The sequence below is a fragment of the Kitasatospora sp. NPDC004723 genome, assembly GCF_040609255.1.
In the GTDB taxonomy this organism is placed as follows: domain Bacteria; phylum Actinomycetota; class Actinomycetes; order Streptomycetales; family Streptomycetaceae; genus Kitasatospora.
On the sequence record NZ_JBEXJT010000045.1, the window covers coordinates 14005 to 32550 of the forward strand.

The 18546-nt window shown below is 74.7% G+C and carries 14 protein-coding genes; 9 read left to right on the plus strand and 5 right to left on the minus strand.

Going from position 1 to position 18546, the window contains the following annotated elements:
• Positions 1 to 55: 55 nt before the first annotated feature.
• Together ABZW10_RS30865 and ABZW10_RS30870 are read right to left on the minus strand one after the other, a co-directional pair.
• Positions 56 to 2275: a helix-hairpin-helix domain-containing protein gene (locus ABZW10_RS30865; protein WP_355372388.1), complete on the minus strand. Its 2220-nt coding sequence runs from the start codon at positions 2273 to 2275 to the stop codon at positions 56 to 58.
• Positions 2276 to 2429: 154 nt separating this feature from the next.
• Positions 2430 to 3410 carry an aldo/keto reductase gene (locus ABZW10_RS30870; protein WP_355372391.1) on the minus strand — a complete coding sequence of 327 codons (981 nt, stop codon included), beginning with the start codon at positions 3408 to 3410 and terminating at the stop codon, positions 2430 to 2432.
• 285 nt (positions 3411 to 3695) lie between these two features.
• Between ABZW10_RS30870 and ABZW10_RS30875 the strand changes: the two genes are divergently transcribed.
• Positions 3696 to 4754 carry an LLM class F420-dependent oxidoreductase gene (locus ABZW10_RS30875; RefSeq protein WP_355372393.1) on the plus strand — a complete coding sequence of 353 codons (1059 nt, stop codon included), beginning with the start codon at positions 3696 to 3698 and terminating at the stop codon, positions 4752 to 4754.
• Positions 4755 to 4810: 56 nt separating this feature from the next.
• Here ABZW10_RS30875 and ABZW10_RS30880 read toward each other — a convergent pair whose 3' ends face one another.
• Positions 4811 to 5803, minus strand: coding sequence for a magnesium and cobalt transport protein CorA (locus ABZW10_RS30880; protein ID WP_355372396.1), 993 nt, complete (start codon positions 5801 to 5803; stop codon positions 4811 to 4813).
• A 155-nt stretch (positions 5804 to 5958) separates the two neighbouring features.
• Here ABZW10_RS30880 and ABZW10_RS30885 point away from each other — a divergent pair, with 155 nt between their 5' ends.
• The 6 genes from ABZW10_RS30885 (at position 5959) to mshC (ending at position 11813) form a co-directional block, all read left to right on the plus strand.
• On the plus strand, positions 5959 to 6669 hold the full coding sequence (locus ABZW10_RS30885; RefSeq protein ID WP_355372399.1) for an MSMEG_4193 family putative phosphomutase: 711 nt from the start codon (positions 5959 to 5961) through the stop codon (positions 6667 to 6669).
• Positions 6670 to 6849: 180 nt separating this feature from the next.
• Complete coding sequence (locus tag ABZW10_RS30890; protein WP_355372401.1) at positions 6850 to 7419, plus strand: DUF3090 domain-containing protein; 570 nt, start codon at positions 6850 to 6852, stop codon at positions 7417 to 7419.
• Between the two features lie 68 nt (positions 7420 to 7487).
• Positions 7488 to 8288: an SCO1664 family protein gene (locus tag ABZW10_RS30895; protein WP_355372534.1), complete on the plus strand. Its 801-nt coding sequence runs from the start codon at positions 7488 to 7490 to the stop codon at positions 8286 to 8288.
• Between the two features lie 124 nt (positions 8289 to 8412).
• Positions 8413 to 9330 carry an AraC family transcriptional regulator gene (locus tag ABZW10_RS30900; protein ID WP_355372404.1) on the plus strand — a complete coding sequence of 306 codons (918 nt, stop codon included), beginning with the start codon at positions 8413 to 8415 and terminating at the stop codon, positions 9328 to 9330.
• Positions 9331 to 9471: 141 nt separating this feature from the next.
• Complete coding sequence (locus ABZW10_RS30905) at positions 9472 to 10341, plus strand: carbohydrate-binding protein (protein ID WP_355372407.1); 870 nt, start codon at positions 9472 to 9474, stop codon at positions 10339 to 10341.
• Positions 10342 to 10583: 242 nt separating this feature from the next.
• Positions 10584 to 11813: a cysteine--1-D-myo-inosityl 2-amino-2-deoxy-alpha-D-glucopyranoside ligase gene (gene mshC, locus ABZW10_RS30910; protein ID WP_355372410.1), complete on the plus strand. Its 1230-nt coding sequence runs from the start codon at positions 10584 to 10586 to the stop codon at positions 11811 to 11813.
• Positions 11814 to 11886: 73 nt separating this feature from the next.
• Here the strand turns inward: mshC and ABZW10_RS30915 are convergent, their stop codons facing one another.
• Positions 11887 to 12837: a PAC2 family protein gene (locus ABZW10_RS30915; protein ID WP_355372413.1), complete on the minus strand. Its 951-nt coding sequence runs from the start codon at positions 12835 to 12837 to the stop codon at positions 11887 to 11889.
• Positions 12838 to 13143: 306 nt separating this feature from the next.
• Here ABZW10_RS30915 and ABZW10_RS30920 point away from each other — a divergent pair, with 306 nt between their 5' ends.
• Positions 13144 to 13680, plus strand: coding sequence for an SRPBCC family protein (locus ABZW10_RS30920; protein WP_355372416.1), 537 nt, complete (start codon positions 13144 to 13146; stop codon positions 13678 to 13680).
• A gap of 15 nt (positions 13681 to 13695) precedes the next feature.
• Here the strand turns inward: ABZW10_RS30920 and ABZW10_RS30925 are convergent, their stop codons facing one another.
• Positions 13696 to 14796, minus strand: a complete 1101-nt coding sequence (locus tag ABZW10_RS30925) for a glycosyl hydrolase family 18 protein (protein WP_355372419.1) — start codon at positions 14794 to 14796, stop codon at positions 13696 to 13698.
• Between the two features lie 145 nt (positions 14797 to 14941).
• Between ABZW10_RS30925 and metH the strand changes: the two genes are divergently transcribed.
• Positions 14942 to 18451: a methionine synthase gene (metH, locus tag ABZW10_RS30930; RefSeq protein WP_355372422.1), complete on the plus strand. Its 3510-nt coding sequence runs from the start codon at positions 14942 to 14944 to the stop codon at positions 18449 to 18451.
• Positions 18452 to 18546 lie beyond the last annotated feature (95 nt).

Sequence of the window (18546 nt, forward strand, 5' to 3'; positions counted from 1 at the left end):
CCGAGCGCCCACCGGGGCGCATGATGTCGGACGTTCCTCGCGCGGACGGCGCCGGTCAGGAGGACTCGGCCGCGTTCTCCGCGAGGATCGCGCGCAGCCGCGTGGTGCGCGGTGCGGCCGGGCGCCCGGCGACGGCCTGCGGGAGCGCCGGGCCGGCGGAGTGGACCACCGAGAGGTGGCGCTCGCCGCGGCCGAACGCCGTGTACACCCACTGCCGGGTGAGTGCCGCGGTCGCGTCCTCCGGCACCACCACCACCGCGCCCGGCCAGCGGCGGCCGACCGCCTGGTGGACGGTCAGTGCCCAGCCGTGCCGCAGCTTTCCGGCCTCGGCGGGTGCGACCGTGCGGCGGGTGCCGTCGGGGTACTCCAGGTGCAGACCGGTGGCGTCGCCGTCCAGCACCCGGGCGAGCCTGGTGTGGCCGGGGGCGGGCGAGTCGGCGACCCGGTCGCCCGGGTCGAAGCCGCCGAACCGGCCCGGGCCCGGGTTGAGCCGCGCCTTGGCGGCGGCGTTCAGCGCGCGGGTACCGGCCCCGCCGCCGTGCCCGGGGGTGAGCAGGACGACCTGCTCGGACGGGATGCCGAGGGCGCGCGGGATCGAGTCGGTGAGCAGCTGGATGGCGCGGTGGACGGCCTCCCCGGCGTCCTTGGCGGTCAGGATGACCACCTCCTTGCCGGGGGCCTCGACCGGCTGGAGCTCGCCGATGCCGACGCCGGAGACCAGCTCGCCGATCGGGCCGAAGTCGGGGGTGCGGGAGGCGACGGACGGGCAGGCCTTGGCGGCCAGCAGGTCGGCGAAGAACCGGCCGGGGCCGGCCGACCAGAGCTGGCCCGGGTCGCCGCTGAGCACCAGGCGGGTGCCGTCGGCCAGCGACTCCAGCAGGGTGGCGGCCAGCTCGACGTCCAGCAGCGGGGCGTCCAGGACGATCAGCAGGTCGAGCGCCAGCGTGCCGTCGGCGGACCGGCCGGGGCCGGCCGCTCCGGCGAGCAGTTCGGCCAGCGTGGTGACGGGCGCGGGCGTGCCGGCGGGGGCGTCGGCGAGCGGGGCGAGCGCGGCGAAGGCGTCCCGGCCGTGGTCGCTCCAGGTGGCCGCCCAGGCCCGCAGGCCGAGGCCGGTGGCGGCGGCCAGCAGGGCGGCCGGTTCGGCGCGGGCGGCCTCGCCGCCGGTGTGCAGGACGAGCGCGCTCTCGGCGGCGGCCCGGACCAGGGCGGTCGCGGAGGAGGACGGGGCGGCGGCCGCGGCGGCCTCCCAGGCGGCCGGCCCGGGGGCGACGGGCGCCTGCTCGGCGGCTTCGGGGGCCTGCGGTCCGGCCTCGGTGCCGGCGTCCCCGCCGGCGTCCGTTTCGGCCTCGGCCCCGGTGCCGTCGACGGCGTCCTCGTCGGCGTCCTCCGCGAGGTCCTCGCCGGGGACGAAGGTGGACATCAGCCGGACCAGGCCGTCGGCCAGGCTCTCCTCGGCCAGCGCCAGCCGCTCCAGGGCGAGCAGGGTGCGGGTCGGCGGCTCGTCCTCGTCGTCCCCGCCCGCCGTGTGCGCCTCGGCGCCGGTGAGCTCCTCCTGGAACGGCATCGCCCGGCCGTCGAGCACGGCGGCCTGGACGGCGGCGGCGGAGTCCGGCACACCGAGGCGCTCCAGCCCGGCGGTCACCTCGCCGATCTCCAGGGCCGAGTGGCCGCGCAGCGCCGCCTGCTCGAGCAGCCAGCCGACCAGCGCCTGGGCCCGCCGCGGGTCGCCGGGGCCGGCCTGCGCGCCGAGCAGGCCGCGGGCGAAGCCGTCCGCGTGCTCCGGGCGGACGCCGGGCAGGGTGAGCACGGCCCACGGGTCCTCGCGGAGCTGCTCGGCCGCGCCGTCGCCGAAGGCCGCCACGGCGGCGCCGGCCAGTGCGGCCGGGGCGCCGCCCGCCGTCAGCACCTCGGCGGTGGCCTTGAGCGCCTGCGCCCGCTGCTCGTCGGTCACCGGCCGGTCGGCCCCGGCGGCGCCCGCCTCGCCCGCGGGCGCGCCCGTGGGGGCCGGGCCGTCGGGACTCCCGGCGGACCGGCCGACCGAGCGCACCCGCTCCGCCAGCGCCGCGACGGCCGCCGCCCGTTCCGCCGGGTCGGTGCCCGCCGGGTCACCGGCGACCGCCGCGCCCTGCTGGGAAGCGTCCTGGTCGGAAGCGCCCTGCTCGGCCGTGTCCGGCGACGACGCCTGCCCGGGGACGGCGCCCGCGCCGCCGGCCGCACCGTCGCCGCCCGAGCCCGCCGGGGTCTCCTCCGGAGCGCCGTTCTCCGCGTCAGTCATCGTCCGCTCCACAAAAGCTCAACTCCACATGCTGGGCGCCGCCCGCCCCGTGGTGCGGGCGGTCGGCCGGGTCGGGCCGGTCCGGGGCCGCACGGGGCGGCCGGGCCGGCGGTCGGTCGGTTCGGGCAGGCTCGGGTCACGGGGTCGAGCGGTGCTACAGCTCGCTCCACCCCTGGTCGGGGTAGCGGTGGACCGGCGCCGAGATGTCGTCGAGCGCACCGCGGATCTCCTCCGGAAGCGTAAGCGCCTCCACCGACAGCGCCGCCTGCAGCTGTCCCACGGTCCGCGCCCCGACCAGCGCGCTCGCCACCCCGGGGCGGTCCCGCACCCAGGCGAGCGCGACCGCCAGCGGGCTGCTGGCCAGCCCGTCGGCGGCGGTGGCGACGGCGTCCACGATCCGCCGGGCGCGTTCCCCGAGGTAGGGCTGGACGAATCCGGACAGGTAGGGCGAGGCGCCGCGCGAGTCCTGCGGCAGCCCGTGCCGGTACTTGCCGGTGAGCACGCCGCGCCCGAGCGGGGAGCCGGCGAGCAGGCCCACCCCGGTGTCCCGGGCGGCCGGCAGGGCCTCGCGCTCGATACCGCGCTGCAGCAGCGAGTACTCCAGCTGCGCCCCGGCCAGCGGCACCCGGCCGTGGTGGGCGTGCTGCCAGGTGGCGGCCCTGGCGAGCTGCCAGCCGCTGAAGTCGCAGACCCCGACGTAGCGGGCGCGGCCGGAGGAGACGGCGATGTCCAGGGCGCTCAGGGTCTCCTCGACCGGGGTGGCCGGGTCGAAGGCGTGCACCTGCCAGAGGTCGACGTAGTCGGTGCCGAGCCGGCGCAGCGAGGCGTCGAGCGCGGCCAGCAGGTGGCCGCGCGAGCCGTCGAAGCGGCGGCCGGAGGCCGGCACGCTGCCCGCCTTGGTGGCGATGACCAGGTCGGAGCGGGGGATCAGGCCGTCGGTGAGCCGGGAGAGCAGGTACTCGGCGTCGCCGTCGGCGTAGACATCGGCGGTGTCGACGAGGTTGCCGCCGGCGTCGACGAACTCCTTGAGCTGTTCGGCGGCCTCCTGCTCGTCGGTGTCGCGGCCCCAGGTCATGGTGCCGAGACCGAGCCGGGAGACCTGCAGCCCGGTGCGGCCGAGGTGACGCTGTTCCATCGGGCGGGCCCTCTCACTGGCCGAAGGTGCGGTGGCGGAACGCTGCGGGGCGGCGTGCCCACGGGACAAACCCGCAGGTGGGACGCGGCGCCCCACGTCGGCTGAGCGTAGCGGCCGGTGCCCGGGCAGGTGTGCAGACCCGCAGGAAGATCACCGTCGGCCGCACCGGACCGGGGTGCGGCGGACAGGTGTCGAAATGTGACCCGGAACACCGCTACCGGCCAGTAGCATGTCGCCCGGACGCGTCGTCGCGCTCACGAGCAACCGGACTGGAAGGCAGTGCCCATGCGACTCGGCATCAACCTCGGCTACTGGGGACTCGGCATGGACGCCGACAACATCGCCGTCGCCCAGGAGGCCGACCGGCTCGGCTACGCGGTCTGCTGGGCCGCCGAGGCGTACGGCTCGGACGCGGCCACCGTGCTCTCCTACGTCGCCGCCAGGACCGAGCGGATCGACGTCGGCTCGGCCATCTTCCAGATCCCGGCGCGCACCCCGGCGATGACCGCGATGACCGCCGCCACCCTGGACACCCTCTCCGGCGGCCGGTTCCGGCTCGGCCTCGGCGTCTCCGGCCCGCAGGTCTCCGAGGGCTGGTACGGCGTGAAGTTCGACAAGCCGCTGGCCCGCACCCGCGAGTACGTGGAGATCATCCGCAAGGCGATGTCCCGGGAGCGGCTGGTCCACGACGGCGCCCACTGGACGCTGCCGCTGCCCGGCGGTCCCGGCAAGCCGATCAAGCTCACCGTGCACCCGGTGCGCGAGCACATCCCGCTGTACATCGCCGCGATCGGCCCGAAGAACCTGGAGCAGACCGGCGAGATCGCCGACGGCTGGCTCGGCATCTTCTTCGACCCGGCGCACGCCGCGCTCTCCCTCGACCCGCTGAAGGCCGGCCGCGCCAAGGCGGGCGCCGAGCCCGGCAAGGAGTTCGACGGCTTCGACGTCTGCCCGACCGTCGCCATCGCCGTCGGCGAGGACATCGAGGCGGGCATCGACTCCCAGCGCGCCTACACCGCGCTCTACATCGGCGGCATGGGCAGCAAGGAGAAGAACTTCTACAACCAGCTCGCCCGCCGGATGGGCTACGAGCAGGCCGCCGACGAGGTCCAGGAGCGCTACCTGGCCAAGGACTACGCGGGCGCCGGCGCCGCCGTCCCGCGCGACCTGATCGACGCCACCTCGCTGATCGGCGACACCGCCCGGATCGCCGACCGGATGCAGGCCTACGCCGACGCGGGCGTCACCACGCTCACCCTGGCCCCGGCCGGCTTCACGCTGGACGAGCGGATCACGGCGCTGCGCACCGGCGTCGAGGCCCTGGAGCGCGCCGGCCTGGCGTGACGGCCCCGGCGGCCGGCCGTCCCCCCGTCCCCCCGGCGGACACCCGGGGGACGGCGCTACAACCAGTCGTGGCGCTTGAACACCCGGTGCAGCACCACGCAGACCACCGCCATCAGCGAGAGCGCCGCCGGGTAGCCCCACGGCTGGCGCAGCTCGGGCATGTCCCGGAAGTTCATGCCGTACACGCCGGCGATCATCGTCGGCACGGCGGCCAGCGCCGCCCAGGCGGAGATCTTCCGCATGTCGTTGTTCTGCTGCACGCTGACCTGCGCCAGGTTGGCCGACAGGATGTCCGACAGCAGCCGGTCCATGCCCTCCACCTGGTCGTTGGCGCGGGCCAGGTGGTCGGAGACGTCCCGCAGGTACGGCAGCGCCTCGGCCCGGACGTACGGCACGCCGCCGCGCTCCAGCCGCATCATCGGCTCGACCAGCGGGCCGGTGGCCCGGCGGACGGTCACCAGCTGCCGCTTGTAGCCGTAGATCCGGCCGGCGACGTCGCGGCCCACCCGGCCGGGCGAGAAGACGTCCGCCTCCAGCTCGTCGAGGTCCGCCTGGATGCCGACGGCCACGTCCACGTAGCCGTCCACCACCGTGTCGCAGACCGAGTGCAGGACGGCGCTCGGGCCGTACCGGAGCACCTCCGGCCGCTGCTCCAGCTGGGAGCGCAGCTCGCCGAGCGGGCTGTCGGTGCCGTGCCGGACGGTCATCACGAAGTCCTCGCCGACGAAGACCATCACCTCGCCGCTGGTCACCGCGTGGCCGCCCGGGTGGTAGCCGAGCGTCTTCAGCGCCACGAACAGCGAGCCCTGGTACGCCTCCACCTTGGGGCGCTGGTGGGCGGTGACGGCGTCCTCGACGGCCAGCGGGTGCAGCCCGAACTCGGCGCCGACCCGGTCGAGTTCCTCGACGGTGGGCTCGAACAGGCCTATCCAGACGAAGCCGCCCGGGCCCGCCGCGCGCGCGGCGGCGAGGCTGCCCGCGGGGTCCGCGGGCGTCGCGACCGGGCGGCCGTCGCGGTAGATGGCGCAATGGACGATCATGCGGGCCATTGTGGCCCCTCGGCCGGTCGCGGAACATCCGCCGCGACGGCTTCCGTCCCGGTACCAGCGCGCCCGCCCGGCTCCTCGTCCGGCTCCCCGCCCGGCCCCCGGGCGGGATCCGCCGGCGGACCCGGCCCGGGCCGGGAGGCCGTAGGGTAGGCCCCATGCCCACCCTGCTGCTCGTCCGCCACGGCCGCTCCACCGCGAACACCGCCGGAATCCTGGCCGGTTGGACGCCCGGGGTGGAGCTCGACGACACCGGGCGCGCGCAGGCCGCGGCGCTCGCCGCCCGGCTCGCCCCGGTCCCGCTGGTCCAGGCGGTCAGCAGCCCGCTGGAGCGCTGCCGGCAGACCCTGGAGCCGCTGCTGGCCGCCCGTCCCGAGCTGGCCGGCCCGGCGCTGGACGAGCGGCTCGGCGAGTGCCACTACGGCGAGTGGACCGGCCGCCCGCTCGCCGAGCTGGCCAAGGAGCCGCTGTGGCGCACCGTCCAGGACCACGCCGCGGCGGCGGCCTTCCCCGGTGGCGAGTCGCTGCGCGAGCTGAGCCACCGCACGGTGGGCGCGGTCCGCGAGTGGAACGAGAAGATCGCCGCCGAGCACGGCGAGGACGCGGTCTGGATCGCCTGCTCGCACGGAGACGTGATCAAGGCGGTGGTGGCCGACGCGCTCGGCCTGCACCTCGACCACTTCCAGCGGATCAACGTCGACCCGTGCTCGGTCACCGCGATCCGCTACACCGCGCGCCGGCCCTTCGTGCTGCGGATGGGCGACACCGGCGACCTCGCCGCCCTCGCCCCGCGGCCGGCCGGCCCGGGCGCCCGCCCGGGCGGCCCGGCCGGGGACGCGGTGGTCGGCGGCTCCACCGGCACGGCCTGAGCCGCCCGCCCGGCCCCGCCCGGGGCTCGGCTCCCCGGTGCGGCCCCGGAGGTCGTAGGGTGACCAGTGGGTCCCCGCGCCGTCGGCCCGGGGTGCCCCGGACCACCCAGCCCCGACCCCGACCGACCCCAGCGGCGTCCGCCGGCGCCCACGACGATCGATACGACCCGGAGCGAGAGCGTGACCCGTCAGGTCTTCTTCTACGACCAGCCCGAACGGTTCGTGGCCGGCACCGTCGGCCAGCCCGGCGCCCGGGCGTTCTACCTGCAGGCCAGCGCCCGTGGGCGGATCACCAGCGTGCTGCTGGAGAAGACCCAGGTCGCCGCGCTCGCCGAGCGGATCGACGAGGTCCTCGACGAGGCGCTGCGCCGCAGCGGCGGCGACGCCACCATCCCGGCCAGCGCCCCGCAGGACCTGCTCGACACCGCGCCGCTGGACCTGCCGCTGGAGCAGGAGTTCCGGGTCGGCACGATGGCGCTCGCCTGGGACGCCGTGGACAGCTGCCTGGTGGTCGAGGCCCAGGCGCTGGTGGAGGACGAGGAGGGCGAGGGCGAGGGTGCCGCCGTCTTCGAGGACGACGAGAACGGCCCCGACATGCTCCGGGTGCGGCTCTCCGGCGCGATGGCCCGGGTGTTCGCCAAGCGGGCGCTGGACCTCGTCGCGGCCGGTCGCAAGCCCTGCCCGTTCTGCAACCTGCCGCTCGACCCGGAGGGCCACCTGTGCCCGCGCGCGAACGGGTACCGGCGCTGAACACGCCGACCGCCCGGCCCGCCGACCCGCCGGAGCCGCCGCGGTCCGACCCCGCCGAGGCCGCCGCCCTGGCCGCCGACCCGCGCACCGCGCTGCGGCTGCTGCGCGAGGGCGCGCTGACCGTGCACGGCCGGCTCACCGACGCCTCCAACGCCGCCCTCTACTGCACCGTCACCGCCGCCGACGGCCGTTCGGCGCAGGCCGTCTACAAGCCGGTGGCCGGCGAACGGCCGCTCTGGGACTTCCCGGACGGCACCCTGGCCGGCCGCGAGGTGGCCGCGTACGAGCTGTCCGCCGCCACCGGCTGGGGCCTGGTGCCGCCGACCGTGCTGCGCGAGGGCCCGCACGGCCCCGGCATGGTGCAGCTGTGGGTGGAGCCCGACCCGGATGCCGCCCCGCTGCTCGCGCTGCAGGACCCGCGCGGCCCCGAGGACGGCTGGCTGCCGATCGTCCGGGCCGAGGTCGGCGACGGCCGCACCGCGCTGCTGGTCCACCCCGACGACGCGCGGCTGCGCCGGCTGGCGGTGCTGGACGCCGTCCTCAACAACGCCGACCGCAAGGGCGGTCACCTGATCCCGGCCGCCGACGGCCGGCTCTACGGCATCGACCACGGCGTCACCTTCAACACCGAGGGCAAGCTGCGCACCCTGCTGTGGGGCTGGGCCGGGCAGCCGCTGCCCGCCGAGGCGACCGCCGTGCTGGCCGGGCTGGCCGAGCGGCTGGACGGTGCGCTGGGGGAGCGGCTGGCCCCGCACCTGACCGCCGCCGAACTGGACGCCGCCCGCGCCCGGGTGGCCGCACTGCTCGCCACCGGCACCCACCCGCTGCCCTCCGAGGACTGGCCGTCGATCCCCTGGCCGCCGATCTGACGGCCGGGCGGCCCGCCGAGCCGAGGGTTCGAAGGCGGTTCGAGCCCTCGATCCGACGGAGCAGCGGCCCGCTCAGCCGGTAATGGTCTGGACCGGTGCGCGGTGCGGGCAGCACACTGCGACGATGGACGAGCGACGGACCACCCCCCACCTGGACCTGCCGCTGCACCGCCTCCAGGTCCCGCTGCCGCATCTGCTCCCGTTCGCGATCGGCAGCTTCGACGCCATCGGCCCGCTCTCCCGGGCCGGTTTCCCCCACCGGCACTCCTTCTACGAGATCGTCTACCTCACCGGCGGGCGCGGCGCCCACGTCCTGGACCTGGTCCAGCGGCCGGTGCAGCCCCCGCAGTTGTGCGTGATCGCCCCCGGTCAGGTGCACTACTGGGCGGACGCGGACGACCTCGTCGGACAGGTCGTGCTGTTCAACGAGGACTTCCTGCTGGACCATCCGCAGGACCGCTCCGCGCTGCGCACCCTGGCCTCCCGCCCGGCGGTGCGGCTGGGTGAGCACGCCGCGCCGATCGCCGCGCTGCTGGCGGACATGGAGGCCGAGTACCGGGCCCGGCCGGCCGGCTACCCGGGCGTGCTGCGGGCCAGCCTGCACATCCTCATCGTGCGCGCCCTGCGGGCCTGTTCGCCCGGCGGCGGGGGCGGACTGCCCGGCCGCACCGGGGACCTCGCGGCCGCCTTCACCCGGCTGATCGCCACCCCGGGCGGGGTGCAGCGCTCGGTCGCCTCCTGCGCGCACGAGCTGGGCGTCTCCCCGGGCCACCTGCAGGCGATGGTCAAGCAGGCGACCGGCCGCACCCCGGGCCGGCTGATCCGCCAGCAGCAGACGCTGGAGGCCAAACGCCTGCTGGCCTGCACCGAACTGACGGTACGACAGGTCTCCAGGGAGGCCGGATTCGGCGATCCGGCGTACTTCTGCCGGTTCTTCCGCAGGGAGACCGGGATGACGCCGGGGGAGTTCCGGGCGGGGGTCGGAGGAAATCACCACGATCCCCGGATCACGTCCATCGCGGCGGCTCCCGGCGGACCGTAGGTTGACTGCGGGCCACCGGCGGACCGCCCGGCGCGAGCGGGCGGCCCGTCGGCCCGGTCCTTGTCATGCCCCCACCATGGCAAGGGCCGCCCCCGGACGGAACCACCAGATCCCCCACACTCACACCGAAGGAGTCGGCGCATGCCCGCGTCCGAAGAGCCCCTCACCGGGACGGACGGTCCGACCGACCGCCGGATCAGCCGCAAGACCGTCCTCCGGGCCGCCGCCGTGCTCGGCACCGCACCGCTGCTGGTCGGCGGCGGCGTCGCCCTGGCCCGTGACCGGGTCGGCACCGGCGAGATGACGGAGTTCACCCCGGAGTGCCACGACGGCGACGCCCCGACCATCGAGCAGACCGAGGGTCCCTACTTCAAGCCCAACTCCCCGCTGCGCACGTCTCTGATCACCGACAGCACCCCGGGCACCCGGCTCACCGTCAGCGGCTACGTCTTCGGCCGGGCCTGCCTGCCGATCGCCAACGTCCTGATGGACTTCTGGCAGGCCGACGTGAACGGTGACTACGACAACGTCGGCTTCACCTTCCGCGGGCACCAGTTCACCAACGCCCAGGGCGCCTTCAGCCTCACCACGATCGTGCCCGGCCTCTACCCGGGCCGCACCCGGCACATCCACGTCAAGCTCCAGGCGCCCGGCCGGCCGGTGATCACCACCCAGCTGTACTTCCCGGGCGAGCCGCGCAACAGCACGGACACCATCTACGACGCCCGGCTGCTGATGAACGTCCGCCAGGTCGGGTCGGCCAAGGAGGGCACGTACGACTTCGTGCTCAACGTGGCGCAGACCCCGACCCCGTCGGGCACCCCGACCACCACGCCCACGACCCCGACGCCGACCCAGACCGGCGGCGGCGGCACCTGGGCCGCGGGCACCGCCTACAAGGCGGGCGACCGCGTCACCTACGCCGGCGTCTCCTACGTGTGCCTCCAGGCGCACACCGCCTTCGTCGGGTGGGAGCCGCCGAACGTGCCGGCCCTCTGGCAGCGGCTGTAGCGGCTCCGGCCGCGAGCCCAGAGGGTCACGGACGCCCGGTCGGCGGCAGGGCCGGCCGGGCGGCCGACCGCCCGGATCCGCCCCGCGAGGCCGTGCGCGGGGCGGATCCGGGCCGGTGCCCGGCGCTGTCAAGCGCCGGGCACTATCGGTCCGGAACCGCTCGGGCCACGAAAGGAAGCGAATCCAGTCGATCTTGCCGACTGGTTAGGCTTTCAAATGTTCTCACGGTTAAAGTCAATGCCATGCATGCCTGGCCCGCCTCCGAGGTTCCCGCCCTGCCTGGTCAGGGGCTCCCCCTCCGAATCCACGACACCGCGACGGGAGGCATCCGGGAGGTCGTCCCGCAGGACGGCACCGCCCGGATCTACGTCTGCGGCATCACCCCCTACGACGCGACCCACATGGGCCACGCCGCCACCTACAACGCCTTCGACCTGGTGCAGCGGGTGTGGAAGGACGCCGGCCACGACGTCCTCTACGTGCAGAACGTCACCGACGTCGACGACCCGCTGCTGCAGCGCGCGGTCGAGACCGGCCAGGACTGGGTGGCCCTCGCCGAGCGCGAGACCGCGCTCTTCCGCGAGGACATGACCGCGCTGCGGCTGCTCCCGCCGGCCCACTACATCGGCGCCGTCGAGTCGATCCCGTGGATCGTCCCGCTGGTCCAGAAGCTGCTGGCGAGCGGGGCCGCCTACGAGCTGGACGGCGACATCTACTTCTCGGTCGACGCCGACCCGCACTTCGGCGAGGTCTCCGGCCTCACCCGCGAGGCCATGCGCCCGGTCTTCGCCGAGCGCGGCGGCGACCCGGACCGCCCCGGCAAGCGCCACCCGCTGGACGCCCTGCTCTGGCTCGCGGCCCGCCCCGGCGAACCCGCCTGGGACACCGAGCTCGGCCACGGCCGCCCCGGCTGGCACATCGAGTGCGTCGCCATCGCGCTGCAGTACCTCGGGATGTCCTTCGACATCCAGGGCGGCGGCAGCGACCTCTCCTTCCCGCACCACGAGATGGGCGCCTCGCACGCCCAGGTCGCCTGCGGCGAGCACCCCTACGCCAGGGCCTACGTGCACGCCGGCATGGTCGGCCTGGACGGCCACAAGATGTCCAAGTCCCGCGGCAACCTGGTCTTCGTCTCGGCGCTGCGCCGCGAGGGAGTCGACCCGGCCGCGATCCGCCTCGCCCTGCTCTCGCACCACTACCGCGAGGACTGGGAGTGGACCAAGGCCACCCTGGACGAGGCCGTCGAGCGGCTCGCCCGCTGGCGCGCCGCCGTCTCCCGGCCGGACGGGCCGGCCGCCGAGCAACTGCTCGGCGAGGTCCGCGCGGCGCTCGCGAACGACCTGGACGCGCCCGCCGCGCTGGCCGCGGTGGACCGCTGGGCCGCCGCGCAGCAGGCCGACGGCGGCACCGACACCGGTGCCCCCGGTCTGGTCACCCGCACCGTGGACGCGCTGCTCGGCGTGGCCCTCTGACAAACGGCGAAGGGGCGCCGGGACCACTGGTCCCGGCGCCCCTTCGCCGTCCGCGCCGACGGGCCGAGGCGGCTCACTCCTCCTCGGCGCCGTCCTGGCCGTCCCGGCCGGCCGGCGGCTCCGGATCGGCCGGCCGCTCCACCGTGGCGTGCCCGGCGACCGGCTTCTCCCCGGTCGGCCCGACGTTCTCCCGGCGCCGCAGGTAGCGCTCGAACTCGCGGGCGATCGCGTCGCCCGAGGCCTCCGGCAGCTCCGCGGTGTCCTGCGCCTCCTCCAGCTGCTGGACGTACTCGGCGACCTCGCTGTCCTCGGCGGCCAGCTGGTCCACGCCCAGCTGCCAGGCCCGGGCGTCCTCGCCGAGGTCGCCCGGCGGGATGCGCAGGTCCAGCAGGTCCTCCAGCTTGTTGATCAACGCCAGGGTGGCCTTGGGGTTCGGCGGCTGCGCGACGTAGTGCGGCACCGCCGCCCAGAGCGTCACCGCCGGCACCCCGGCGTGCGTGCAGGCCTCCTGCAGCACCCCGACGATCCCGGTCGGGCCCTCGTAGCGGCTCTCCTCCAGCTCCAGCCGGCGGGCCAGCTCGGGGTCCGAGGTGACACCGCTGACCGGCACCGGGCGGCTGTGCGGGGTGTCGCCGAGCAGCGCGCCCAGGATCACCACCAGCTCGACGCCCAGCTCGTGCGCGAAGCCCAGCAGCTCGTTGCAGAACGAGCGCCAGCGCATGCTCGGCTCGATGCCGCGCACCAGCACGACGTCCCGGGTCGTCGGCTCGGTCACCCGGATCACCGAGAGCCTGGTGGTCGGCCAGGTGATCCGGCGCACCCCGCCGTCCAGCCAGACGGTCGGCCGGTTGACCTGGAAGTCGTAGTAGTCCTCCGCGTCGAGCGCGGCGAACACCTTGCCGCCCCAGGTCTCCTCCAGATGCGCCAGGGCCGCAGAGGCGGCGTCGCCGGCGTCGTTCCAGCCCTCGAAGGCGCAGACCATCACCGGGTCGATCAACTCGGGAACATCTTCCAGCTCGATCACCCAGCGTCTCCCTCCGGTCGGCCGCCTCCGCCCCGCCCGGCCGGGACTGCCCGGGCGCCGGCGGGCCGGATGCCGACGGTCGAACCTCTCGTCACCCATGGAACGCCTCGCTCCATGGTTCCCTACCTGCCCAGCCTACGGGCTTTGAAGCCCCGTTCCGCCGGGCCACCGGGACAGTCTGGGCGAGCGGACGCCCACGATCCACCGGTTATCCAGCGTCACCGCCCGCCCGCCCGTGCCGCAGCGCGCCGACGGCGCGATGATGGGAGGCGGGGGCCGGACGGCGTGGCAGCGAGGAGCCGGCGGATGAGTGGACGGCGGTGGGCGGGTGCCGCGGCGGCGGCCCTGGCGGCGGGTGCGGCCGGGGTGGCGGCGGCGGGCGCGGTGGCCTGGGCCGCGGGGCGGCGGCTGCCGGTGGAGCACCTCAGCGGGGGCGGCCTGGAGCTGGCACGGCCGCCCGGCGAGGTCTGGGACGTGCTGACCGACGTCGACCTCTTCCCGGCCTGGCGCCCGGACGTGGTGCTCGTCGAGCGGCTGCCCGCCACCGCCGCCGGCCGCCCGCGCTGGCGCGAGGTCGGCCGGCACGGGCACACCGTGTACGAGGTGGTGGAGAGCGAGGCCCCGCACCGCCTGGTGACCGGCATCGCCGACCCCGACCTGCCGTACGGCGGCACCTGGACCTTCACGCTGACCGCGGTCGGCGCGGGCTGCACGCTCACCGTCACCGAGCGCGGCGAGGTGTACCAGCCGCTGTACCGGGCCGTGTCGCACTACGTGACCGGTGAGGGCGCCACCGTGCACCGCTTCCTGACCGCGCTCGCCCACCGCACGGCCCCGGGCTGATCCACGGGACGAGACCTACCGCACCCACTCGCGCCGGTAGTCGGCCCAGTTCTGCTCGGTGGCCGCGAAGTCCACGTACAGCCCGACGCCGAAGTTGCGCCGCCCGATGTCGTGGCGGCCCAGGCCCAGCCGGATGCCCCGGATCCCGGCGGTCACCGTCTCGGCGTCGCCCCAGTGGCCCCACTCGTCCTCCCAGTAGAACGGCAGGCCCATCAGCAGGTCGACGTCCTGCGGCGTGGCCTCCAGGGCGAGTCCGGTCTGGTAGGCGTTGTAGCCGCCGTAGAGCGCCTCGGTCGGCATGCTGGAGTCGTAGGTCATCAGCGCGATCTGGTCGACCCGGCGGGCGGTGGCGGCGAAGTACGCCTGGTCCCACCACTTGCCGTGGCCGGTGAACGCGATGCCCAGGTTGTGCTGGTAGGGCAGCGGGTCGATCTGCGGGGCGGCCACCGAGAGCACCGCGCCGCGCCCCGCGGTGACCGGGCGGACCCGCTCCAGCAGGTCCAGCCAGCCCTTCGAACCGGGCCGGATCGGCTCCATGTCGAAGTGCACGCCGTCGAAGCCCTGGTCCAGCACCTGACCGGCGGAGGCGGTGACCCGCTCGCGGGTGGCGGTGTCCTCCAGGTCGAGGGCGTCCCTCTCGGGCTTCACCTCGTCGCCGAGCCAGGCCTGCACCCGGATCCCGGGCAGCGCCCGGTGCGCGGCCTCGGTGAACCACCGCGCACGGGGGTGCACGGAAGGCGGCAGCGAGCCGTCGTGCTCCAGCGGGCCGGTGTGCACGTAGAGGTCGCGCACACCGGTGCCGGCCAGCCGCCGGGCGAGTTCGGCGACGTCGGCGTCACCCTTCCGGCCGTCCACCCAGGCATGGCCGAGCCAGACGGCGTCGCGGCCCCGGCTGCGGGCCTCGGGGGAGGGGTCGCCGACGTACTGCAGGCGCAGCGCGAGCGCCGCCGAACCGACCGGCACGGCCACCACGGCGAGCGCCGCCACCGCCACCACCACGGCCTTCCGCCACCGGGACCAGCCGCGCCAGCGGGCCCGCAGCGCCCCCGCCAGGGCCCCCGCCCGGCGCAGCGCCCCGCGCGCCCCGTCTCGAAAAGGTATCCGGAATGTGGTCATGCCGTGGGCTCCCCCCTCATGGCCGAGCACTCAGGATACGGAACTGGTGGTCACCACCCGGCGATCGCCGGATACCCTGGCCACGTGCGTCCCCGATTCAGCGGGTTCGCAAAGCCGACAGCCGTCGCACCCAGGGAGAAGCCCCATGGCCACTGCAGCCACGCCGTCCGTCACCCAGCAGAGCCGCGCGAACGCGCTGCGCGAGGCCCTCGCCACCCGTGTGGTGGTCGCCGACGGGGCGATGGGCACCATGCTCCAGGCACAGGACCCCACGCTGGAGGACTTCCAGAACCTGGAGGGCTGCAACGAGGTCCTCAACCTCACCCGGCCCGACATCGTCCGCTCGGTGCACGACGCCTACTTCGCGGTCGGCGTGGACTGCGTGGAGACCAACACCTTCGGCGCCAACCACTCCGCGCTCGGCGAGTACGAGATCGCCGACCGCGTCTTCGAGCTCTCCGAGGCGGGCGCCCGGCTGGCCCGTGAGGCCGCCGACGCGCACGGCGCCGAGGACGGTCGGCTGCGCTGGGTGCTCGGCTCGATCGGCCCCGGCACCAAGCTGCCGACCCTCGGCCACGCCCCGTACGAGACGCTGCGCGAGGGCTTCCGGCAGAACGCGGCCGGCCTGATCGCCGGCGGCGCGGACGCCCTGCTGGTGGAGACCAGCCAGGACCTGCTGCAGACCAAGGCGGCGATCCTGGGCTCCAAGCAGGCGCTGGCCGAGGCGGGCGTGGACCTGCCGGTGCTGGTCCAGGTGACCGTGGAGACCACCGGCACCATGCTGCTCGGCTCGGAGATCGGCGCGGCGCTGACCGCCCTGGAGCCGCTGGGCGTGGACTACATCGGCCTGAACTGCGCCACCGGCCCGGCCGAGATGAGCGAGCACCTGCGCTACCTGGCGAAGAACGCCCGGATCGGCCTGTCCTGCATGCCGAACGCCGGTCTGCCGGTGCTGGGCAAGGACGGCGCGCACTACCCGCTGAGCCCGGTCGAGCTGGCCGACGCGCACGACGTCTTCACCCGCGAGTACGGGCTGTCGCTGGTCGGCGGCTGCTGCGGCACCACGCCGGAGCACCTGCGCCAGGTGGTCGAGCGGGTGCAGGGCCGCCCGGTGGCCGCGCGCGACCCGCGCCCGGAGCCGGCCGCCGCCTCGCTGTACCAGTCGGTGCCGTTCCGCCAGGACACCTCGTACCTGGCGATCGGCGAGCGCACCAACGCCAACGGCTCCAAGAAGTTCCGCGAGTCGATGCTGGCCGGCGACTGGCAGGCCTGTGTGGAGATCGCCCGCGACCAGATCCGGGACGGCTCGCACCTGCTGGACCTGTGCGTGGACTACGTCGGGCGCGACGGCGTCGCCGACATGAAGGAGATCGCCGCCCGGCTGGCCACCGCCTCGACCCTGCCGATCGTGCTGGACTCCACCGAGCCGGAGGTGCTGCGGGCGGGTCTGGAGGCGCTGGGCGGTCGCGCGGTGCTCAACTCGGTCAACTACGAGGACGGCAACGCCCCGGAGTCCCGCTTCGGCCGGATCGCCGCGCTGGCCCGCGAGCACGGCGCCGGTCTGATCGCGCTCACCATCGACGAGGAGGGCCAGGCCCGCACCGCCGACAAGAAGGTCGGGATCGCCGAGCGGCTGATCGGCGAGCTCACCGCGGACTACGGCATCGACGAGGGCTCGATCCTGGTCGACTGCCTGACCTTCACCCTGGCGACCGGTCAGGAGGAGTCCCGCCGGGACGGCATCGAGACCATCGAGGCGATCCGCGAGCTGAAGCGCCGCCGCCCGGCGGTGCAGACCACGCTGGGCCTGTCCAACATCTCCTTCGGCCTCAACCCGGCCGCCCGGGTCGTCCTCAACTCGGTCTTCCTGCACGAGTGCGTGGAGGCCGGCCTGGACTCGGCGATCGTGCACGCCTCCAAGATCCTGCCGATCTCGCGGATCCCGGAGGACCAGCGCGAGGCCGCGCTCGACCTGGTGTACGACCGCCGCCGGGACGGCTACGACCCGCTGCAGCGCCTGCTGGAGCTGTTCGAGGGCGTCTCCTCGGCCTCGGTCAAGGCGTCCAAGGCGGAGGAACTGGCCGCGCTGCCGCTGGAGGAGCGGCTCCAGCGCCGGATCATCGACGGCGAGCGCAACGGCCTGGAGGCCGACCTGGACGAGGCGCTGACGGCCCGCCCGGCGCTGGAGATCATCAACGACACCCTGCTGTCCGGCATGAAGGTGGTCGGCGAGCTGTTCGGCTCCGGCCAGATGCAGCTGCCGTTCGTGCTCCAGTCCGCCGAGGTGATGAAGTCCGCGGTGGCGCACCTGGAGCCGTACATGGAGAAGTCCGACTCGGAGGGCAAGGGCACCATCGTGCTGGCCACCGTGAAGGGCGACGTCCACGACATCGGCAAGAACCTGGTCGACATCATCCTGTCCAACAACGGCTACAACGTCGTCAACCTGGGCATCAAGCAGCCGGTCTCGGCGATCCTGGACGCCGCGCAGGAGCACAACGCGGACGTCATCGGGATGTCCGGCCTGCTGGTGAAGTCCACCGTGATCATGAAGGAGAACCTGGAGGAGCTGAACCAGCGCAAGCTGGCGGCCCAGTTCCCGGTGATCCTCGGCGGCGCCGCGCTGACCCGCGCCTACGTCGAGCAGGACCTGCACGAGATCTACGAGGGCGAGGTCCGCTACGCCCGGGACGCCTTCGAGGGCCTGCGGCTGATGGACGCGCTGATCGCGGTCAAGCGCGGGGTGCCCGGCGCCGTGCTGCCGGAGCTCAAGCAGCGCCGGCACGCCCGGGTGGAGGTCGAGGAGCCGGAGGAGGTCAACCTCGGCCAGATCCGCTCCGACGTGGCACTGGACAACCGGGTGCCGGCCCCGCCGTTCTGGGGCGAGCGGATCGTCAAGGGCGTGCCGTTCGCCGACTACGCCTCCTGGCTGGACGAGGACGCGCTGTTCAAGGGGCAGTGGGGCCTGAAGGCCGCCCGCACCGGCGAGGGGCCGTCCTACGAGGAGCTGGTGGAGACCGAGGGCCGGCCGCGGCTGCGGATGTGGCTGGACCGGCTGCAGACCGAGGGCTGGCTGGAGGCGGCCGTGGTCTACGGCTACTTCCCGGCCAACTCCAAGGGCGACGACCTGATCGTCTTCCACGAGGACGGCACCGAGCGGACCCGCTTCACCTTCCCGCGCCAGCGGCGCGGGCGGCGGCTGTGCCTGGCGGACTTCTTCCGCCCGGAGGAGTCCGGGGTGCGCGACGTGGTGGGCCTGCAGGTGGTCACCATGGGCAACCGGATCTCCGAGGCGGCCAACGAGCTGTTCGCGAACAACTCCTACCGCGACTACCTGGAGCTGCACGGGCTGTCCGTCCAGCTGGCCGAGGCGCTGGCCGAGTTCTGGCACGCCCGGGTCCGCTACGAGCTGGGCTTCGGCGACGAGGACCCGCAGGACGTCAAGGACATGTTCGCGCTCAAGTACCGCGGTGCCCGCTTCTCGCTGGGCTACGGCGCCTGCCCGGAGCTGGAGGACCGCGCCAAGATCGCCGAGCTGCTGAAGCCCGAGCGGATCGGCGTGGTGCTCTCCGAGGAGTTCCAGCTGCACCCGGAGCAGTCGACCGACGCGATCGTGATCCACCACCCCGAGGCGAAGTACTTCAACGCCCGGTAACGCCCGTGTCGCGCAGCGTTCGCTCTTTCCGGGCGAGCGGGGCGTATCCTTGATGATCCTGAACGGGCCGGTCCGCTCAAAAGCGGGCCGGCCCG

Excerpts from the sequence above, each read along its gene's own strand:
- ABZW10_RS30925 (WP_355372419.1), bottom strand. The coding sequence starts at position 14,796 with ATGACCACATTCCGGATACCTTTTCGAGACGGGGCGCGCGGGGCGCTG.
- ABZW10_RS30920 (WP_355372416.1), top strand. The coding sequence starts at position 13,144 with ATGAGTGGACGGCGGTGGGCGGGTGCCGCGGCGGCGGCCCTGGCGGCG.
- ABZW10_RS30900 (WP_355372404.1), top strand. The coding sequence starts at position 8,413 with ATGGACGAGCGACGGACCACCCCCCACCTGGACCTGCCGCTGCACCGC.
- ABZW10_RS30865 (WP_355372388.1), bottom strand. The coding sequence starts at position 2,275 with ATGACTGACGCGGAGAACGGCGCTCCGGAGGAGACCCCGGCGGGCTCG.
- metH (WP_355372422.1), top strand. The coding sequence starts at position 14,942 with ATGGCCACTGCAGCCACGCCGTCCGTCACCCAGCAGAGCCGCGCGAAC.
- ABZW10_RS30880 (WP_355372396.1), bottom strand. The coding sequence starts at position 5,803 with ATGGCCCGCATGATCGTCCATTGCGCCATCTACCGCGACGGCCGCCCG.
- ABZW10_RS30875 (WP_355372393.1), top strand. The coding sequence starts at position 3,696 with ATGCGACTCGGCATCAACCTCGGCTACTGGGGACTCGGCATGGACGCC.
- ABZW10_RS30885 (WP_355372399.1), top strand. The coding sequence starts at position 5,959 with ATGCCCACCCTGCTGCTCGTCCGCCACGGCCGCTCCACCGCGAACACC.
- mshC (WP_355372410.1), top strand. The coding sequence starts at position 10,584 with ATGCATGCCTGGCCCGCCTCCGAGGTTCCCGCCCTGCCTGGTCAGGGG.
- ABZW10_RS30870 (WP_355372391.1), bottom strand. The coding sequence starts at position 3,410 with ATGGAACAGCGTCACCTCGGCCGCACCGGGCTGCAGGTCTCCCGGCTC.
- ABZW10_RS30905 (WP_355372407.1), top strand. The coding sequence starts at position 9,472 with ATGCCCGCGTCCGAAGAGCCCCTCACCGGGACGGACGGTCCGACCGAC.